Origin of the sequence: Neomoorella stamsii (genome assembly GCF_002995805.1) — a bacterium.
Classification (GTDB): Bacteria; Bacillota; DSM-521; order Neomoorellales; family Neomoorellaceae; genus Neomoorella; species Neomoorella stamsii.
In genome coordinates, this window is sequence record NZ_PVXL01000065.1 from 52,839 (window position 1) to 72,271 (window position 19,433).

Genomic DNA, 19,433 nt, shown 5'->3' on the forward strand with positions numbered 1-19,433 from the left:
TGATGGATAAAAATGGTTCGTTGCCGGTAGCCGTACTGGGAGCAGGCATCGCCGGGGTCCAGGCGGCTCTAGACCTGGCCTGCCTCGGCCACCAGGTAATCCTGGTAGAACGCGCTGCCCGGCCGGGCGGTAAGCTGGCTATTTTATCCAAGACCTTTCCCACCAACGACTGCAGCGCCTGCGCTTTGACGCCCTGGCATGGTTTCTTCTGTATACGCTCCCCGCACTTTATCAGGCTGGCTGGGGAAGATAAAATCGTACTCTTGACCGGTGCTGAAGTTAAAAACTTAACCGGGAAAGCAGGCCATTTTTGTCTCCATCTTAACCGGCAGGGCCGGGAAGAAACCATCAATGTGGCTGCCATCATCCTTTGTCCCGGTTATGAGGAATATTTACCTCCCAGTTTAAACGCCCGTTACGGTTATGGCCGTTATAGCGGTGTCTTGACGGGCCTGGAGCTGGAGCAACAGTTGGCTAACAGTGGGTACCCGCACCGTCCTCCGGGCAAAGAGCCGGTGCAACGGGTGGCTTTCATCCAGTGTGCCGGCTCCCGCGATCCCGCCACCGGAGTGGCTTACTGCTCGGCCGTCTGCTGTATGTATGCCCTGAAGGAGGCCCTGATGCTTTATGAGACCGCTGCTGCTTTGAAACTCCCTTTACCGCAAATAACCCTATTTTACATGGACCTGCGTACCTACAGCAAAACTTACCAGGAATATCTGGAGAAGGCCCGGCGGGAATACGGATTAAGGCTTGTTCGTTCCCGCATTCACAGCATTATCCAGTCTCCAGGAGATCCCCGGCTGGTCATTCGCTATGCCCAGGAAAACGGCCAGATCAACGTCGAAGAATTTGACCTGGCAGTACTGGCTACCGGCTTGCGACCGCCGGATGGCGCCCGGGAACTGGCTGCCAGGCTGGATATTAAGGTCGATACCTATGGTTTCTGCCAGTCCCCTGCCCTTTCTCCCTTGGCCACCACCCGGGAAGGAGTATTTGTCGCCGGCGCCTTTAGCGGCCCCTGTGACGTAATCGACGCCGTCACCCAGGGCTCGGCCGCTGCCGCTGCCTGCGCTTCCTGGCTAAAAGAAGCAGGTTTATTTTATTGGAGTTCCCTGCCCCCTAAAATACAATTGGTTTCACTTCCTGGCGGCAATAGTATCCCGCCGCGGACCGGCGTCTTTGTCTGCGGGTGTGACCAGCTGTCTGCCGGCCTGGATTTAAAGGAGCTGGAAGAATATAGCCGCTCCTTGCCTGGGGTTGCCTGGGTGGAAAGATTATCCCTTTGCGCCGGGGGGGCGGGCGAACAATTACGCCAGGCCATAAAGGAACATAGTTTAAACCGGATTGTAGTAGCTGCCTGCAGTGTGCGTGCCCTGGAACCCCTGGTAAACACTTATTTGCGGCAGGCTGGCCTGCCGGGCAATGTAGCAAAGGTGGTTAATGTCCTGGATCATGCGGTCCGGATTTACAGTGGCCGGAAAGATCGCGCTACCAGAAAAGCCAGGGACCTGGTGCGGATGGGAGCGGCCAGGGCATTGACTGCTCCTGCCGGCATGGTGGAGGAATGGTCAATAACACCCGCCGCCCTGGTAATCGGTGGTGGGGTGGCCGGCATGGTTGCCGCCCTTACCCTGGCCGATCTCGATTTCGAAGTCCACCTGGTAGAAAAGGAGGGACGACTGGGTGGTAATGCCCTTCGCCTGCAGTACACCTTACAAGGCGCCGACGTTGAGGCATATCTGGCCAGGCTAAGCCAGCGTCTCAGCAAACACCCCCGCATCCATATCCACCTGAACGCTCAAGCTAGGACCATAACCGGCCAGCTGGGAAGTTTTGCTACAGAGATAGAAGGTACAGGCGGGCGAAAGGAAAACATCCGGCACGGCGTAATTATTATTGCCACCGGTGCTGCAGAAAAGAAGCCGCGGCAGTACTTGTATGGCCAGCACCCGGCAGCAATTACCGGCCTGGAGTTAGAAGACCTGCTTAAAACCCGGAGCCGGCGACTGGACAGCCTGCAAAAGGTTGTCTTTATTCAATGCGTAGATTCCCGCGATGACTCCCATCCTTACTGCAGCCGGATCTGCTGTAGTGAAACTTTAAAAAATGCCCTTGAACTCAAGAAAATTAACCCAGAAGTTGATGTATACGTGCTCAACCGGGATATTATGACCTACGGCCTGCAGGAGCAGTGGTACGAGACCGCCCGCTCTCAGGGCATCCTGTTCCTGCGTTATAACCTGGAAGCGCCGCCGGAAGTAACGGTGCCCGCAAAGAAAGCAGGACCAGAGGGCAAAGTACAAGTCCGGGTTTACGATCCCATCCTGGGCGAAGAAATTGTCATTGATGCCGATCTCCTGGTGCTGGCGACCGGGATGGAGCCACGGGCGGAGAATTGGTGCCTGGCGTCTTTATGCCACATCCCCCTGGACGAGAATGGTTTCTTTGCTACCAGCCATCCCAAATTAAAAACTGTTGAGACGCCGGTGCCAGGCATCTTCACCTGCGGGCTGGCAGAAGGGCCTAAGAATCTCGAGGAAGCCATAGCTTCAGCTCAGGCCGCGGCCGCGAAGGCGGCCGCCCTCCTGGTGCAAGAGCGCCAAACCATTCCCGAACGGGTAGCCCGGGTAGAAGGCGCCTGCGCGGCCTGTCTTACCTGTGTGCGTGTTTGTCCCCATGGTGCCCCTGTAATTAAGGAACACCGTTCATATATCGATCCCCTGCTCTGCCAGGGATGCGGCGCCTGCGTGGCGGCATGCCCGGCGCAAGCCATTACCCTTACAGGTTACAGTCATACTGAAATGGAAGCTGAACTCAAGGCCCTGCCAGATGAGCCAGGAAAAGTGTTGCCTACCGTTATCTTCACCTGCAGCTACTGCGCTTATGCCAACTTTGAAAATGCTGCTGGCCTGGACTGCCAGAATGACGTTTTTGTATTGCAGGTACCGTGTTTAAGCCGGATTGGCACCCTGGAGGTGCTTAAGGCCATTGAAGCCGGCGCGCAGGAGATTTTACTGACGGGCTGCATTGAAGGCCAGTGCCACTTCCGGCCGGCCAGGGCCTTCGGCAGCCAGCGCTCTGGACCCGACCCTATGATTTGCCAGGAGCAGGCCTGGCGCCGTGTCAAGAAGATACTGGGTGAAATCGGGATTGACGAAGAAACGGTAAAGGTTCTGCGTCTCCCTCCACCAATGCCGGATAACGGGCGCCTGGCCAGTTGCCTGGGTTAAAAACCGGAAAGGGGTGCAGCCATGAAACGGACGGATGTGCTGGTTGTGGGCGGGGGTATTTGCGGGTATACGGCAGCGCTGGCTGCCAGGCGCTACTATGGCGGCAAAAAGATCACCCTGGTGCGTAAAGAAGTCCGGGCTTTAATCCCGTGGTGCCTTGCTTACAATTGCGCTAAAGGTACACTCTATAACAATGTCTTGCGGGACGACCGTCTTTATGATGAGGGAATTGAACTGGTAATCGATGAAGTGACAGCCATTGACCGCCAGGGCAAATGCGTCACCACCGCCTTCGCTGAAGATATTATTTATGATAAATTAATTCTGGCTACCGGTTCCCTTCCGGCACCGCCTCTTTTTAAAGGCGCCGACCTGCAAGGCGTGTTTGCCTTAAAAAAAGAGTTCCCTTACTTGGAAAACATTCGCGCTTCTCTGGCTTCTGCCAGGTCCCTGGTCATCGTGGGTGCCGGACCCGCCGGCATAGAGTTTGCCGAGGCATGCACCGCCAACCGGCAGCTAAACGTCACCATGGTAGAACTTCTCCCCCACTGCCTGGCCTGGGCTTTTGACGATGAGTTTTGCACCCTGGTGGAGGAAAACCTCCGGCAGCGAGGTCTCAACATTATAACCGCAACCGGAGTAGAAGAATTGCAGGGCAATAAACGGGTTGAACAGGTGAAGCTCACCAGCGGCCGGACTTTACCTGCTGATACGGTTATTCTGGCCACAGGTGTCGTGCCCAATACCGGGCTGGCCCGGGAGGCCGGTCTGGCAACCCACGAACACGCTGGCATCCTTGTTGATGAGTATATGCGCACCAGTGATGAAGATATCTTTGCCGTTGGCGATTGTGCCGCTAAAATCTCCCCTTCCGGACCAGGGGGCGCTATTGCCAGACAGGCTATCGCGGGCGGCCGCGAGGCCCGCGTGGCCGCCGCCAATCTCTTCGCCCTTAAGCGCCCCAGGGAAATAGCTTTAGAGAAGTTCTCTGTCACCATTGGCGATCATGCCTTTGGCTCCGTGGGTCTCATTCAAAGAACGAACCCGGAAACGGGTAGAGAAATGCTAACAGTCGATATTGCTCCTGGCGTGATAGCCAGAGATGTGGCGGTAAAGGTGGCTTATGCCCGGGAAACCGGGGCAACTATTGGTGCTCAAGTCCACGGTAAGCCCCTGGGCCTGGTCCGGGAAATAATAGACCGGTTAGCGACTGCAATTCAACACCAGGCACGTTTCGACGAGCTGGCCCTGGCCTGATGAGCCCCAAAGGAGCTCCATTCTTTGGGAAGAGGGATCAAATTTTTCTTTAACCCCACGGTTATGGGATCACACCCCAAAGCCAGGCCCAGAAACTGGGTGAAATAAAGTACCGGCAGGAGACGTTTTTCTCTTCCCTTTTCCTGGATTTGGGCCCTCTCCAGGTTGAGCTGGCACATGGGACAGGTAACCAGGATCGCCTCCGCTCCCCGCACACGGGCCTCGGCCAGTATTACTCCTGCTGCCCGCAGGGCTACTTCCGGATGGGTGAGGGCCAGGGTGCCGCCGCAACACCTGGTGGCCGCGTTAAAAGGCAAGGGGGTGGCCCCGGCCGTAACGGCCAGCATATCCAGCCAGGCTGGCCACCGGTTGCTGTCACCGATGCTGGCTTCTTTGGGCCGCGTAAGGAGACAACCGTAGTAGGCAACTACTTTGAGACCCGCTAACGGCCGGACAACGGCCTGCCGGATCCTTTCCACCCCTACTTCTTGCAAGAAAAGCTTGAGCGGATGATAGACAGCAACTTCTCCCCGCAAGCGGAGTTCCAGGGGAAGGAGATGGCTGTTGATCTGCTCCCGTTTGGCCTCATCCTGCAAGGCATGGGCCGCCAGGGTCAGGTTGTTATAGCAAAGATTGCAGGGAACCGCCAGTACCGGCGCCACCTTTTCGGCCAGCGCCAGGTTGCGGGCGGCCAGTACCAGCGTGAACTGCTGGTTAAAATGTTTCGCAGCCGTGGCCCCGCAGCAGTTCCAGTCCGGCACCTCTTCCACTTCAATGCCAAGTGCCCTTACCACCCCCAGGAAAGAGGTGCGATATTGGGCCGCTGTACTATGGAGGGAACAGCCGGGCAAGAAGGCCCATTTCATCCTTCCCGCCCTCCCCTCGTTAGCGTCTCCAGTAATGCGCGCAGTTTCATCCTGTCCTCTACCAGCGAGGGACGCAGCGTAACCTGTCCCCGTCGGAGCATCTGCATCCCCACCTTAACTTGAGGCTTTAAAACATTAACTCCGGCCCGCCGGGCGTAAACCAGGAGCAGTCCAGGTTCAAAGATGCGGCCGTTTCGCTTGATGCCCATAAGGAAGGCCTGGTAAAAAGCAGCCTCTTTTTTATGCTTTCCCTGGCGGAGGGCAAGCTGCTTCAACCGGACCATAAGCCCCTGGAGGTCCACACCCCGCGGACACTCTACGGTACAAAAATGGCACCCCGCGCAAACCCAGATGGTAGGAGAAGCCAGAGCCTTTTCCCAGACACCGAGCTGGAGCAAGCGGATTACCTGCCGCGGCGTTTCCCTGGCAGCAAAGACTACCGGACAGCCACCCGTACAGCGACCACATTGGAAGCAGGCGGCGGCTATCTTCCAAAGTTCCCCGTCTTCCGGCAGGGCAGACCGAGAGATGTTTATAGCCATTTTCCTGCCTCCCTTTAAGGCTTCAAAGGGCTGGGACCTAACGCCCGTAACTCGGCCACGAACCACTCCGCTTCCGCTACAAATAAGCTGTCATCATCTGCTTTCAGGCGTACCAAACGTACCCGCTCCGGCTCAATGGCCATCCGCTGCAGCGTCTCGCCCACGTTGGCCAGCCGCGTTGCGGCCAGGTCGCTGCCCTGCCGGTAATGGCACTGGTCCGAGGGACAGCCACCTACCAGCACGCCGTCGGCCCCGGCCGTCAGGGCTTCTACTACTACCTTCATATTAACTGCTCCGGCGCAGGGCACAGGAATAGTCAGGATGTTGGGGGGATACTGCCAGCCTTTACGCCCGGCCTGGTCGGCCGCCGGGTAGGCGTCATTGATGCACAGGAAAGCAACAACCACGGGTTCCTGCCGCCCGAGGAATCCCATATCTATTGCTTCCACCATGGCCGTCAATTGTTTAATGGTAAAGTTGCGTAACGAAATAACACCTAACGGGCAGCCGCCCTCACAGATGCCGCACTGGCGGCACTTGCGTAAATCGGGGGCAGGGTATTCGGTTTCATCCCAGCTCCAGGCATTGAAGGGGCACTCCTCCATACACCGTTTGCACTTGTCGCATTTATTTTTATCGACGACCGGTACGGTAGGTGGAACAGTGAAATTACCGCCTATTACCGTCATAGCCTTCATAGCCGCCCCGGCAGCACTGCGGACGGCGGCGGCTACGTCCATGGGTCCCTGGGCACAGCCGGCAACATAGATGCCGCGGCGTTGGCTTTCAAAGGGAAAACACTGGATATGCCCCGAGGGGAATTCCCAGTTGGCGACGTTTTCGATAAATCTCTTTGGCCCCTGATTAGGCTGCATACCTACCGCCAGCACCACGAGATCGAGATCCTCGAGGCGTACCGCCTCACCGGCAAGGGTATCTTCGGCCAGGATAGTAAGGCGACCGGTAGAGGGCTCCTCCTCTACTGCCGCCGGATTCCCCCTGATGAAGGTGGCCATGCCTTCTTCCTGGACGCGCCGGTACATTGCTTCATATTCCCCGGTTGACCGCAGGTCCATATAAAAGACATAGCTTTCGGCTTCCGGCGCCAGCTCACGGACGTACTGGACCTGTTTCAGCGTTACGGCACAGCAAACCTGGGAGCAGTACGGCAGGTGGTTGATGTCACGGCTACCGGCGCACTGGATGAAGGCCACGCGCTTTACCGGCCTGCCATTGGACGGGCGCAATAACTTCCCTTTTGTCGGGCCGTTGGGTGAGGCCAGGCGTTCAAATTCCACGTTGGTGATTACATTGGCATAACGGCCGTAACCAAACAGCTCCAGGTTCCTGGCATCGTAGGGCTGCCAGCCCGTGCACCAGAGAATAGCCCCTACTTCCAGGGAGAATTCCTGCTCTACGGCGTTTAAATTTATGGCCTGGGTCGGGCAGGCTACTGCACACAGGTTGCAATTTCCCCCACGGCAAACTTCTTTATCCAGGGCATAGGCCAGGGGATAAGCGAAACCTCCCGGGAGACTGATGGCCTTCCCTGGCGCCGGTAACGGCCCGGTCCGGGGCCGCTCTGCTGGGCAGACCTCAGCGCACTTTCCGCAAGCAGTACAGGCTGCCATGTCAACGTAGCGTGGCTGCTGCCGCAGCTTCACCTGGAAATTGCCTGGTCCCCCCTCAATGTCGCTAACTTCAGTTAGGGTATAAAGGGTGATCAGGGGGTTTTTCCTGATCTCCGCCGTCAGGTATTCTAAACCACAGGACGGCGGGCACTGGCGAGGAAAATAACGGTAAAATTCGGCCACTTTGCCGCCGATAAAGGCTTCCTTTTCTGCTACAATAACTTCTGCCCCGGCGGCTGCCAGGTCCAGGGCGGCACTCAAACCGGCAATGCCAGCACCCACCACCAGGACAGCCTTGCTGGCCGCGAAGGCCAGGGGGGTCAATGACTCTGCCTGGCGCGAGTGGGCCAGGGCCATATTTACCAGGTTTACCGCTTTTAGGTAAGCCTTCTTGCCGTCGTCTCGATGGGGCCAGGCGCATTGCTCGCGCAAGTTACAGCGTTCCAGGAGGTAGGGGTTTAAACCGGCCTCCTCTATTGCCTGCCGGAAGATACTTTCTTTCTCCCTGGGCGAGCAGCCAGCCAGGACTACCCGGTTTACCCTGCCTTCCCTGATGTCCTCGCTGAGGACGGCCAGGCCATCTTTACTGCACCAGGCTTCATGAACACGGCATACACTGACTCCTTTTTTCTTGCCCATTGCCCTGGCCAGGCCTTCGAGATCTACCGTGCGCCCGATCTCACCCCAGCACTGGCAGAGGTAAAGGCCAATTTGAGGTCCCTCCATACCGTTAACCTCTCCTTATTCCACTAGCCTGCAGGGGCACCAGTTTTGGTGCCCCTGCAGGCAGCACTTCGTGGTTAATCGTTTCGGGTTTTAAAGGAAAAGCGTTCTACTTTACCGTTGATGTCGATACAGGTCCAGGTAATGCGATTAGTACCCATAAGAGGTATAAGTTTGGCTTGATAATAACCAATCTGGTACGGTAACCTGGTTTCTATAGCCCCCTGGGGGCAAGATTTCACGCAGGACATGCAGTCCCAACAGTCCCTGGGGGAACGGCAGTAAGCCTTTTGGTTTTCCGGGTTTAAAGTCATCAGATCCCCCGGGCAGATCTGTTCGCACAAAGGTTCTTTTTCGGCTTTGCAGCCGTCACATTTGGCGAGGTTAACTCTGGGCGGCATTACTCATTCCTCCTTATTTCTCCATCAATTTAGGGCAAGTAACGATCCCCTGGCACTACCTGCTCATAGGGACGGGTGAATACTTCAATTTCCCCGGTATCAGGATTGCGCCGCGAGTTTACAAAGCAGTCGAACTTCTCATCATTGCGCTCGGGAAAATCGGTGCGCGTCTGCCAGCCCGGCCAGCGCGTTTCTTCCCGGAAGAGAAGATGGTGCAATAGTACCTCGGCCACATCTAAACGGTCAATCACCTCATGGGCTTCCATGAGCTCATGGAGGTCACGGGCAATTAAATATTTAGTCTGGTCTTTGAGGATGCGGATATTTTTCAAGGCAAACTGGAGTTGAGTGGCATTCATACGGTAGAACTGGTGAACACCACCGGCATATTCATCCATCAGCCGCTGCATGCGCTCTTCCATTTCCCGCGGCGTAATGCCGTCCCCTACCTCTACCTGGCGGATAGCCGGGGCAAAAACCCGGTCCCGCTCTTTAGTGATTTGCTCTGAGGGAACTTCCGGTACGACAGTAACCGTTTTGAGATACTCCACGGCACCGCGGGCTGCCAGCATTCCTTCCGCTGCGCAGCCACCTACAAATTTATTCGGCGTGCCGCCGGCCACATCACCGGCAGCAAATAACCCCGGTAAAGTGGTTGCCCGCTTGATATCAACCCAATAGCCGCTGGCCGTATGACCACCGACAATGTAGGGGTCATTGCCGTAAATCTCAATGGGCTCCTGTTTAAGATCCTGTCCGCGGGCTGCCAGGTAAAGGACAAAGGCCGGGCGTTCATTGAGGTAATCTATTTTCATATCCTTGATATTTTCATCAGTCATGCCCCTGGTATCGACGTAACACGGTCCCCGTCCATTGAGCCATTCTTCCATGGGTACATTGGCCCGGATGAAACGTGGTGCAGCGTCACCGCCCAGGTGGGCGTAGCGCTCCTGTAAGATCTTTTCCCCGTAGGCATTGATCATGGGTGTCTCGTAACCGACGGAGATGGTGTCAATGGGGCCGTTGAAGTCCTTCGTCCGGGTTGCGCACCAGCGCATTTCAAAAGTAGTCATTTCTGCTCCCGCCCGGATCCCCATGGCGTATCCGGCGCCGGTGTTAAAGGGGCAATACCAGAGGTGATGATGGCTGTCCACGCCGTCGTTGGTGTATGGCTTATACAGCCCGGCACAACCCCCGGTAGAGACGATGGTAGCCCGGGCCAGGACGATATACATCTTACCGTCCCGCACCCCAAAGCCAGCAGCGCCAATAATTCTGCCGTCCACGACCAGGAAGTTGGTGGCCACTACCCGGTTGAGGATCTGGCAGCCGTATTCCCGTACCTTTTCCGCCAGGATCACTTTCATTTCCGAGCCTTTGATGGTAATGTCCCACTTGCCCCGGGTATGGTACTGCTCATCTTCATCCTTGTCGACGGGCAGGCCCCATTCTTCCCACTGTTCGGTAGGTTGATTGAGTACCTCGGCCAGGCTTATGGTCAGGTCTTCCCTGATGAGGCCTCCGGCCTGGGAGCGGCTCCAGCGCACAAATTCCTCGATTGTCCGCCCCTTCTTAATGTAGGTATTAATAGCGTCCATACCCGCGGCCAGGCAACCGCTCCTGTCGATATGGGCCTTCTCCATTAATGTTACTTGTAGATTGGGGTCCAGCTTTTTGGCTTCAATAGCGGCAAAACAGCCAGCGTTACCGGCGCCGATCACCAGGATATCGGTCTTGAGCTGCACTACTTCTATATCTTCTAGACGAGACGGCAATTTTGTTCCTTGCGGCATCAGCTTATACCTCCTGTTTTATTAATTTAGAAAGGATGACCGATAAGGGTTAGCCAGCCACCTTGAACGAGAATGACGTAAATATTGGCGATGATTGAAAGTAAAGATCCGAATTTGATGGCCTCCCAGGTAGATGTGCCTGAGGCGCCCCAGGCAATGAGGAAGGCAGTTATTGAAATAGGAAGGAAGAAAGAGTAGCTTAAGGAATTAATAACGATTAACGAAAACGGTAGAATATTAAACCCTAACTCCTTGGCCAGGCCAATGGTTAAAGGAATAAAGGTAGCTCCCATAGCGGCGGCGCTGACAATACCGGCGCGAGCGATGTGGAAGCCGAAAACGATAATGAAGAGAACGGCAATGGGCGAAAGAATACCTGCTGCCTTAATCGGGTTGACGATAAAACCGGCCAGCCAGCCGACAGCTCCGGAGTTATTCAAGGCGTTACCAACGCAAATGGCACCACCCAGGAGCAGCCAGATGTCCCACATGATGTACCGGTTCATTTTCTCGAAGTTGAGCTTGCCAAAAGGCAAAAAGGCCAGCATCAACACGATGATTGCTACCATACCTGTTTGCATTTTGTGCAGGGTCCCTTCGGTTATCCATAGGAAAACGCCCAGGATTATGCAGGCTGCGGCCCAAATCTCCGGCCAGGTGATCTTTCCCAGTTCAGCCTTCATCTTTGGCAGTTCTTCGTCGGCGCCAGGAATGTCCAACCCTTTGAGTTTGAAGTACCAGGTAACATAGAGTAAGAGGATAGGTAACAGGCCCCAGAGGGGTAGGTTATAGATGAACCAGTCAACCCAGGAAACCTGGATTTTGGCGTTGGCCAGATTGCCGGCCAGCATGATATTGGGGAAGTGGCTCGTCAGAATTAGCGGCCCGGTGAAGAGGGGTACCAGAGCGGTGATCATCAGGATGATGGCTGTATTGATCCTCTTGCTTTCCGGCAGGTGCTCTCGCCCCCGCATGAGCCCGGTGACACCTTTGGAAATGGGCAGGAAAAGGGCGGTTTCGCTTACCGTAGGAAGGATGCCGCCGATGACCACATCGGCCAGGGAGAGGCCGGTCAGGATGCGCGTTACTCTGGTTGAACGCAAGGCGTTGGTGATACCGATAGCTATGCGCTGGCCCAGGGGTGTCCCCATCATAATGGCAGCGTAGATAAAGGCACCAATGGCCAGGAAGAATTCGTTTGAGGCAAATGCGTCAAAGGCATTGGGGATTTTCATTTTAGCCATGACCACCAGCAGGGTGGGTGCAGCCAGGCCTACAATAGCCTTCGGCAAGGCATCAGTAACCATACAGGTGATAAACCATAGGAAAATAGCCAGGACAGTTTGCGCCTGGGGTTTAAGACCGGGAAAAGGTGGGGCAGAACTTATCCCGAAGAGGAGGGCAAAAGCGATGATTATACCAGCAACCTGTTTCCGTTCCATCCCTTGCAACAGGTCTGCTGTTTTACCGTTCATTCTGGTAGCCTCCTTTCTTATTTGTGAATATATTCTCGCGCTACTTCACCAAAAAATCCTCCTCTTTAAAGTAGATTATTATTACTTTTGATTTTCAACCTCCTTCAATCAAATCTATGTGGTACTTTTCACTACTCTTATTGTAGCAACTATTAGCCAGGAAAATTGTCCCGGCTACGTCATTAGAATTGTCTGCTTAATGACAAAATAAAAGCGGCATTTGCCGCTTGTTTCTGTCAAAATAACCTGTTTGACTTAAAACAGCCATCTCTCGAGCTTTTCTCGATCGAGAACAATAATTTCCTTGTACTGCACGTCAATGGCTTTTTCCCGCACCATAGCATTAAGAATAGATGTTACCGTCTGGCGTGAAGTTCCAATCATTTCGGCAATTTCCCGGTGACTTAAGCGTATTCCTAACTTAATTCCTTGAGGTATTAACTGTGGTGCAGCCTGGCCGCAGCAGCTGGCAAGTTTTAAAAGTAAGCGTGCCAATCTGCTGGGAGCCTGGTAGTAAACCATTTCGTAAATAGTAGTTTCTGCTTCCCTCAGGCGTTTGGCCAGGATACCGGCTATTTCGCGGGCGAAGGCAGGGTCTTCTAACAACATGGCTTCAAAATCTTTATTTTTAAGTTCCAGTACTTCTAGTTCCTCCAGGGCTTCGGCAAAACAAAGGCGTTCGCTGTCACAGAGAACCTCTGCCAGACCAAAAAGTTCTCCTGGATGACGGATGGCCACCGTAACACTGCTACCATTGGGTGTTAAGCGGTAAATTTTGGCACGCCCTTTTAAAATGAAAAATACTCGACTACTTTCCTCTCCGGCCATAAATACCACCTGGCCTGCACGAAAGGTAAATGCTTTTCCCCTTTGCCGGAAGAATTCGCCTACATCATGGTCCGTGAAAGCTAATGCCATGCTGCCCAATGCCAGTTAACCTCCCCATAGCAATCTTTTCTGTGCTTATTCCCACTTGAACTAGATTATTTGAATTTATCTTTTATATCTCTTGTATATTTATTTTACTTTCTTTTCAATCAAATACAAGGGGGACAGGTAATACAAAAATGCCCTGGCAAGAAGGATTGTCGCTCTTTTTTAAAGGGTTATCCAGCCAGGTCCTGGTATGAAAAAAACCTCCCTGCTTCAAACTAAGGTCGGAGGTAAGTCTTATGCTGGATAAATATAGCCGCCTCGATAAGGTCATTAAAGTCCACGGCCGGCAGCCAGGGCAGCTCATTCACATCTTACACCAGGCCCAGGAAATCTTTGGGTATCTCTCACCGGAGGTCCAGGCCTACCTGGCGGCCAGGTTAAATATCCCCCTCGCGGAAATCGCCGGCGTTGTATCCTTTTATTCTCTTTTTAATTCCGAGCCCAAGGGCAAGTATACCATCAGTGTCTGCCTGGGCACAGCCTGTTATGTCAAGGGCTCCCAGGAGATTTTCCAGGCCTTTAAAAACGAAATGGATCTCGACGACGACGATACCACCCCGGACGGTCTCTTCACCCTGCGGTCCACCCGCTGTATGGGAGCCTGTGGTTTAGCGCCGGTGATGGCCATCAACGACGACATCTACGGCCAGGTTACGGCTGGCGAGGTAGCCGGCATTTTATCTCGCTACCAGGCAAAGGAGTTAGCAGATGATCACGTGCACCAGCGACCTGCTGAACATCCAGCAACAGCACCTCCCCCTCATTGAGGCCCGCCTGGGCAGGGAAGAAGCTGCCGGGGAGCATCAAATACTGGTCTGCGCCGGTACCGGCTGCAGCTCTTCGGGAAGCCACGGCCTGCGCGAGGAGTTAAAAAAGCAGGTGGAGGCCCACCAGCTCCAAGAAAAAGTAAAAATTATCAAGACCGGCTGCTTTGGTTTTTGCAAACTGGGCCCCATTGCCGTAGTCTACCCGGAAGGCATCTTTTACTGCCGGGTCCGGAAGGAGGACGCCGCCGACCTGGTCAAGGGTTTGGCTTCCGGCCAGGTAATTACTCGCCTCCTTTATCGTGACCCGGCCACCGGGCAGCATGCCCGGCGCATGAAGGAAATCCATTTCTTCCAGGCCCAGCACCGCATCGCCTTACGCAACTGCGGCCTCATCAACCCGGAGGATATAAACGAGTACATTGCCCGCGACGGTTACCAGGCCCTGGCCGAAGCCCTGTCGCGCCAGCCAGAAGAGATCATCGCCGCCATCAGCGCCTCGGGTTTACGGGGGCGCGGCGGGGCCGGGTTTCCTACGGGTCGCAAGTGGGAGCTGGCGGCCGCGGCCCCAGGCCGGCCCAGGTATGTGGTCTGCAACGCCGACGAGGGGGATCCCGGTGCTTTCATGGACCGCAGCATCCTGGAGGGCGATCCCCACAGTGTCCTGGAAGGGATGGCTATCGCCGGCTACGCTATCGGTGCCCGGCAGGGCTATGTCTATGTCCGGGCCGAGTATCCTATCGCCGTCGACCGTCTGGAAAGGGCCATCCGCCAGGCGCGCCGCGCCGGCCTCCTGGGGGACAACATTCTCGGTACAGGGTTTTCTTTTAACATTGAGATCCGTCTGGGAGCCGGGGCCTTCGTGTGTGGCGAAGAAACTGCACTCCTTCGCTCCATCGAGGGTCGCCGGGGTGAACCGCGGCCACGGCCGCCCTACCCGGCCCAGGCCGGCCTCTGGGGCAAGCCTACCGTGGTCAATAACGTCGAAACCCTGGCCAACGTACCGGTGATTATCCGTAAAGGTGCGGAATGGTACGCCTCCTTCGGCACCAAAGGTAGCAAAGGCACCAAGGTCTTCTCCCTGGCCGGCAGTATCAACAACACCGGCCTCATCGAAGTGCCCATGGGCACCACCCTGCGGGAGATAATTTTTGGCATCGGCGGTGGTATTCCCGGCGGGAAAAAGTTTAAAGCCGTGCAGACGGGCGGTCCTTCCGGGGGTTGCCTCCCGGAGGAGATGCTGGATACACCTGTTGACTATGAAGCCCTAACTGCTGCCGGCTCTATTATGGGCTCCGGCGGGCTTATCATCATGGATGAAAGCGACTGCATGGTAGATATTGCCCGCTTTTACCTGGAGTTTTCCCAGGACGAGTCCTGCGGCCGCTGCACTCCCTGCCGCGTGGGAACCAAACGCCTCCTGGAGATCTTAAAGCGCATTACTTCCGGAGAGGGCACCATGGATGATCTCAAACTACTGGAAGACTTGAGCCACGACGTTAAAGAGGCCTCCCTCTGCGGCCTGGGCCAGACGGCGCCCAACCCCATCCTTTCTACCCTGCGGTATTTCCGCCACGAGTACGAGGCCCACGTCCGGGATAAATACTGCCCGGCCGGGGTATGCCGCAATTTAACGCAGCGGCCAGTTCTTCACTAAACCCGTGCCCGAGAGTAAGCCCCAGATCGCTTCGTGAAGATTTTGTGCGAGCGCAAACCAAGCCAAAGTAAAGGAGCAATCTTATGCCTGCTGACAAACTCACCTTCGAACCAGTTTCCCCCGTTGGCCGGGAGGAAGACGCCACCCGCCCCGTCGCAAGGAAAAAGGTACGCTTCTGGATTGACGGCCGGGAAGTCGTGGCTGAGGAAGGTATTTCTGTCCTGGAGGCCGCCCACCGGGTGGGGATTGAGATTCCCAGCCTCTGTTACCTGAAAAACATCAATGAGATCGGCGCCTGCCGGGTGTGCATGGTGGAAATAGAGGGTTCCAAAAACCTCCAGGCGGCCTGCGTGTACCCTGTCTCTGCCGGCCTCAAAGTCCGTACCAGCACGCCCCGGGTCCTCCGGGCCCGCCGCACCGTGGTGGAACTCCTGCTCTCCGACCACCACCGGGAGTGCACTAACTGCATCCGCAACCTCAACTGCGAGTTGCAGCACCTTGCCGATACCCTGGGCATCCGCAACATTCGCTTTACCGGCGAAACCTCCAACTATCCAATTTTCAATAAGAACCCTTTTATCGTCCGCGATTATAATAAATGTATTAAATGCCGGCGCTGTGAGGCCATCTGCAGCAAGGTCCAGGAAGTTCATGTCTATTCTGCCCAGAACCGGGGATTTAACACCGTCATTGCCCCATCCTTTATGAAAGACCTTGCCGAAGTCGCCTGTATCACCTGCGGCCAGTGCGTTATCGCCTGCCCCACGGCTTCCCTGGTGGAAAAGGAGTGCATTGATGAAGTCTGGCAGGCCCTGGCAGACCCGGACAAATATGTGGTCGTCCAGACTGCTCCTTCCATCCAGGTTACCCTGGGAGAAGTATTTGGCCTGCCGGTGGGCACTGTAGTTACGGGTAAACTGGTAGCCAGCTTACGACGGCTGGGCTTTGACCGGGTTTTTGCCACCGATTTTACGGCTGATCTGACCATTATGGAAGAGGCCCATGAACTCCTGGAACGGCTGGAAGGCCGCGGCGGGCCCCTCCCTCTCCTCTCCTCCTGCAGCCCGGGGTGGATTAAGTTCTGTGAGCATTTCTACCCGGAATTCATCCCCAACCTGTCTACCTGCAAGTCACCCCATGAAATGTTTGGGGCCATTACCAAGACATATTTCGCTCAGAAAGAAGGCCTGGACCCGAAAAAAATTGTGGTTGTAGCCGTCATGCCCTGCACGGCCAAAAAGTTTGAAGCCAGCCGCCCGGAAATGGGCAGCGGTGAATGGAAGGATGTCGACTTTGTACTGACTACCAGGGAGCTGGCGCGGATGATCCGCCAGGCCGGCCTCAATTTCCGCCAGCTACCGGATGAAGAATACGACACGCCCTTAGGGATAGCTAGCGGCGCCGGCACCATTTTTGGCGCCACCGGCGGCGTTGTGGAAGCAGCCGTCAGGACGGCCTATGCCCTCACCCATGGCCGCGAAATGGGGGTAATCGACTTTGAAGAATTCCGGGGTATCAGCGGCGTCAAAGAGGCCTGGGTAGAGTTAAAGGGAAGAAGGATCAAAGTGGCCATTGCCCACGGTACCGGCAATGCCCGGAAAGTCCTCGACCGCATGAAGGCCGGCGAGCCGTTTGATTATGTAGAAATTATGGCCTGTCCGGGCGGCTGTGTCGGCGGCGGCGGGCAGCCCATCTTTGGCAGCCGGGATCACAAGGAAATCTCCCTGGACTACCGCCACAACCGGGCCGATGCCCTCTACCGCATCGACTACTCCCGCCGCATCCGCCTGTCCCATGAAAACCCGGCGGTGCAAAAAATATACGCCGAGTTTCTGGGCGCGCCCTTGAGCGAGACCGCGAATAAGCTTTTGCATACCCACTACACACCGCGGGGGCCTTTGCCGGGGTATGCGGTAAATCCAGTCCAGTAAATTTCTAAATTCGCGTCCAGGCAAACAAAAAGCCCTGCTACAAAGGCAGGGCCTTTTACCGCCGCCCCAGGCGGCAGGTACAGAGGAGGTCGTAGTGGCTGGCGCCAACCCGAAAAACCGGAGTTGCCCCTCATCGCCAGCAACTTTCAAATTGGCTTATCCGGCAACCCGGCTGCCATGGCCTGTTAAGGCTTTAGGCCCCTGGCTTTGCGCCCCCGCCTTTCGGTCGGGTTCGCCTTTTGCGGTTATCTAAGATAATCATCGGCACCTTTATTAATTTTTTGACTGTCAGTTGGCATATTAATTGTAAATAAGCTAGCAAGGTCAGGTTAACATAGATAACTTAACTAAAAATTAATATAAAACTCCATGGGCAAATTTAGTAAAAAGGGGTATAATATAATATGTGTTTTTGGGGAAGGAAGGGGGATATCTTTATTTGACACTCCAGGAAACGTCCCGCTCACCAGAACCACAACGTAAAGCCGACATTACCATAAAATTATCGGAATTTGAAATCCCTCCCATGCAGGACATCTTGCTCGTCGGTAAAAGAGCCCCTATCGGTCCCGAAGCCGTTAGGCGGATGGTTGATGCGGTCTCGCCGGAACAGTATGAGATAGTTCGCCTCAACCATGAAGTTTTTGAAGCAGTAGTAGTAAAAAAATCTCTTTTAAGACTCCTACCCAAAGAAAAGCTTTTGCCAGTTGTAATCGATGAAGGAAACCGTATCGCTGACGACAATATGGTGGTTAAAGCCCAGATAAATATTACCATCCAGATAAACAGGACGGTGGATTTGTAGTGCCCACGGTAGAAGGCCTGATAAGCCAGAAGCTTTATACCATCAACCCTCTGGCCAGTGTCGGCCGGGCGGCATCCATCATGGAACGTTATGGTATAGGTAGTCTACCGGTAGTAGAAGAGGGAAAACTGGTAGGCATCATCACTTCCAGGGATATAAAAAGATCTCATCCCAACCGGCTGGTTGCCGATGCCATGACCCGCAAAGTAATTACTGTACCGCCAACAGTTTGCCTCACAGAAGCGCAAAAATTAATGGCAAAGCATAAAATTGAGCGTCTGGTAGTTACCAGAGAAAATGATATTATTGGCATCGTTACCTGCGCCCAAATTATGTCGGAATTGGGTAAATATACCGATAGCCTTACCGGATTAAATAAAGCCGAAATCTTTTACGAAAAGGCCCTGGAGTTATTAAAAGAAGGCCAGGAGATTGCGGTAATCTTCCTGGATCTGGATAACTTTGGCTTTATTAATAAAGAGTACGGCCATATCTACGGCGACAATGTCCTGCGCCAGACTGCTTTAATATTAAATAGCTTAATCGACAGCAATAAGGATACTTTATGTCGTTATGCCGGGGACGAATTTGCTGCCGTTACTACCAGGCCCCTGGCCGAAGCCGAAAAACTTGCCCGGCAAATGGTCCTAGCCCTTGCTAATGAAAACTGGCCCGGGAAAATAAAGGTCGCCATTTCTGCCGGCGTAGCCGGAGGCCGCTGTTCAGAACTACGCAGTTCTGGCGAAGACAGTAGTTACATAGTCAAATACCTGGTCAATATGGCCAGCCTGGCTTCAACCAGAGCCAAAAAACTGAAAAAGCCGGTAGTAGCTGTGGAGGCAATTGAGTTTAAAGAAACTGTAGGTATGTAAAATCCTTGACAGCGATGCCCAGGGAGCCGACCTGAGTGCTGGCAAATAACCCTTACATGGCTTCCGGATTCATGCTGGCGGCCGTCATGGCCAGAAGTAGCCGCTGGCGGAAAATGGCAAGGTCCAGTATGGGGTGGTCTACATGGCTTTCCACATAGATAAAAGCGAGCAAAAAGCAAAATTCTAGGAAGTTTTCTTTCCCTTCTTCTCCTGGTACATTAAGATGTCGCTTTCTTTAAGTACTTCTTCCCATTTCCTGGTGCTTCCCGGTTCCCAGGTGGCAATCCCAAAGCTCAGGCTTAACTTGAAGCCCTCAGGATATCCCTCTTCCCTGGCACCAGCATTAAATGCCGCAATTTCTTCTTCTACTCTCGAATATCCTGCTATGACAAAAATATGTAACCGGTTTGCATATAAAAAACAGCAGGTGGCTTCATCATTCCTGCCGTAGAAGCACATCTGTCCTGGATTACTGGTAAGGGTACTCCGCCAGTTATTAAAATCCTGACGTACTTTTTACCATTATTTTATACTCACGGGCGTAATA

At 54.5% G+C, this 19,433-nt stretch carries 15 protein-coding genes and 1 riboswitch; of the genes, 7 read left to right on the forward strand and 8 right to left on the reverse strand.

What is annotated here, in order from left to right; all coding sequences use genetic code 11:
- Positions 1-2: 2 nt before the first annotated feature.
- Together MOST_RS13985 and MOST_RS13990 are read left to right on the forward strand one after the other, a co-directional pair.
- Positions 3-3,233: an FAD-dependent oxidoreductase gene (locus tag MOST_RS13985; protein WP_054935651.1), complete on the forward strand. Its 3,231-nt coding sequence runs from the start codon at positions 3-5 to the stop codon at positions 3,231-3,233.
- Positions 3,234-3,254: 21 nt separating this feature from the next.
- On the forward strand, positions 3,255-4,490 hold the full coding sequence (locus tag MOST_RS13990; protein WP_054935652.1) for an NAD(P)/FAD-dependent oxidoreductase: 1,236 nt from the start codon (positions 3,255-3,257) through the stop codon (positions 4,488-4,490).
- On the opposite strand, the gene MOST_RS13995 is transcribed toward MOST_RS13990, so the two are convergent.
- The 7 genes from MOST_RS13995 to MOST_RS14025 form a co-directional block, all read right to left on the reverse strand.
- A complete protein-coding gene (locus MOST_RS13995) occupies positions 4,451-5,356 on the reverse strand; it encodes a CoB--CoM heterodisulfide reductase iron-sulfur subunit B family protein (protein WP_054935653.1) in 906 nt (301 codons plus the stop codon). The genes MOST_RS13990 and MOST_RS13995 overlap by 40 nt on opposite strands.
- A complete protein-coding gene (locus MOST_RS14000; protein ID WP_054935654.1) occupies positions 5,353-5,898 on the reverse strand; it encodes a 4Fe-4S dicluster domain-containing protein in 546 nt (181 codons plus the stop codon). Before MOST_RS14000 ends, MOST_RS13995 begins: the two co-directional genes overlap by 4 nt.
- Before the next feature lie 14 nt (positions 5,899-5,912).
- Complete coding sequence (locus tag MOST_RS14005; protein ID WP_054935655.1) at positions 5,913-8,255, reverse strand: hydrogenase iron-sulfur subunit; 2,343 nt, start codon at positions 8,253-8,255, stop codon at positions 5,913-5,915.
- 74 nt (positions 8,256-8,329) lie between these two features.
- Complete coding sequence (locus MOST_RS14010; protein ID WP_054935656.1) at positions 8,330-8,653, reverse strand: 4Fe-4S dicluster domain-containing protein; 324 nt, start codon at positions 8,651-8,653, stop codon at positions 8,330-8,332.
- A 29-nt stretch (positions 8,654-8,682) separates the two neighbouring features.
- On the reverse strand, positions 8,683-10,446 hold the full coding sequence (locus MOST_RS14015) for an adenylyl-sulfate reductase subunit alpha (RefSeq protein ID WP_054935657.1): 1,764 nt from the start codon (positions 10,444-10,446) through the stop codon (positions 8,683-8,685).
- A gap of 26 nt (positions 10,447-10,472) precedes the next feature.
- On the reverse strand, positions 10,473-11,921 hold the full coding sequence (locus tag MOST_RS14020; RefSeq protein WP_054935658.1) for an SLC13 family permease: 1,449 nt from the start codon (positions 11,919-11,921) through the stop codon (positions 10,473-10,475).
- Between the two features lie 255 nt (positions 11,922-12,176).
- Positions 12,177-12,839 carry a Crp/Fnr family transcriptional regulator gene (locus MOST_RS14025; RefSeq protein ID WP_244266970.1) on the reverse strand — a complete coding sequence of 221 codons (663 nt, stop codon included), beginning with the start codon at positions 12,837-12,839 and terminating at the stop codon, positions 12,177-12,179.
- 254 nt (positions 12,840-13,093) lie between these two features.
- On the opposite strand from MOST_RS14025, the gene MOST_RS14030 reads away from it, so the two are divergent.
- The 5 genes from MOST_RS14030 to MOST_RS14050 all read left to right on the forward strand — a co-directional run bounded on the left by MOST_RS14030 (position 13,094) and on the right by MOST_RS14050 (position 18,886).
- Positions 13,094-13,624 carry an NADH-quinone oxidoreductase subunit NuoE family protein gene (locus MOST_RS14030; RefSeq protein WP_054935660.1) on the forward strand — a complete coding sequence of 177 codons (531 nt, stop codon included), beginning with the start codon at positions 13,094-13,096 and terminating at the stop codon, positions 13,622-13,624.
- On the forward strand, positions 13,566-15,278 hold the full coding sequence (gene nuoF, locus MOST_RS14035) for an NADH-quinone oxidoreductase subunit NuoF (RefSeq protein ID WP_083476458.1): 1,713 nt from the start codon (positions 13,566-13,568) through the stop codon (positions 15,276-15,278). The genes MOST_RS14030 and nuoF overlap by 59 nt, the downstream gene beginning before the upstream one ends.
- A gap of 83 nt (positions 15,279-15,361) precedes the next feature.
- Positions 15,362-17,209: an NADH-dependent [FeFe] hydrogenase, group A6 gene (locus tag MOST_RS14040; protein ID WP_054935661.1), complete on the forward strand. Its 1,848-nt coding sequence runs from the start codon at positions 15,362-15,364 to the stop codon at positions 17,207-17,209.
- A gap of 159 nt (positions 17,210-17,368) precedes the next feature.
- Positions 17,369-17,456: riboswitch (cyclic di-GMP riboswitch) on the reverse strand.
- 192 nt (positions 17,457-17,648) lie between these two features.
- Complete coding sequence (locus MOST_RS14045) at positions 17,649-18,014, forward strand: hypothetical protein (protein WP_054935662.1); 366 nt, start codon at positions 17,649-17,651, stop codon at positions 18,012-18,014.
- Positions 18,014-18,886 (forward strand): GGDEF domain-containing protein, encoded by an 873-nt coding sequence (locus tag MOST_RS14050; RefSeq protein ID WP_054935663.1) that lies wholly within the window; start codon positions 18,014-18,016, stop codon positions 18,884-18,886. The genes MOST_RS14045 and MOST_RS14050 overlap by 1 nt, the downstream gene beginning before the upstream one ends.
- Positions 18,887-19,069: 183 nt before the next feature.
- On the opposite strand, the gene MOST_RS18625 is transcribed toward MOST_RS14050, so the two are convergent.
- Positions 19,070-19,345 (reverse strand): diguanylate cyclase domain-containing protein, encoded by a 276-nt coding sequence (locus MOST_RS18625; protein ID WP_054935664.1) that lies wholly within the window; start codon positions 19,343-19,345, stop codon positions 19,070-19,072.
- Between the last annotated feature and the right edge of the window lie 88 nt (positions 19,346-19,433).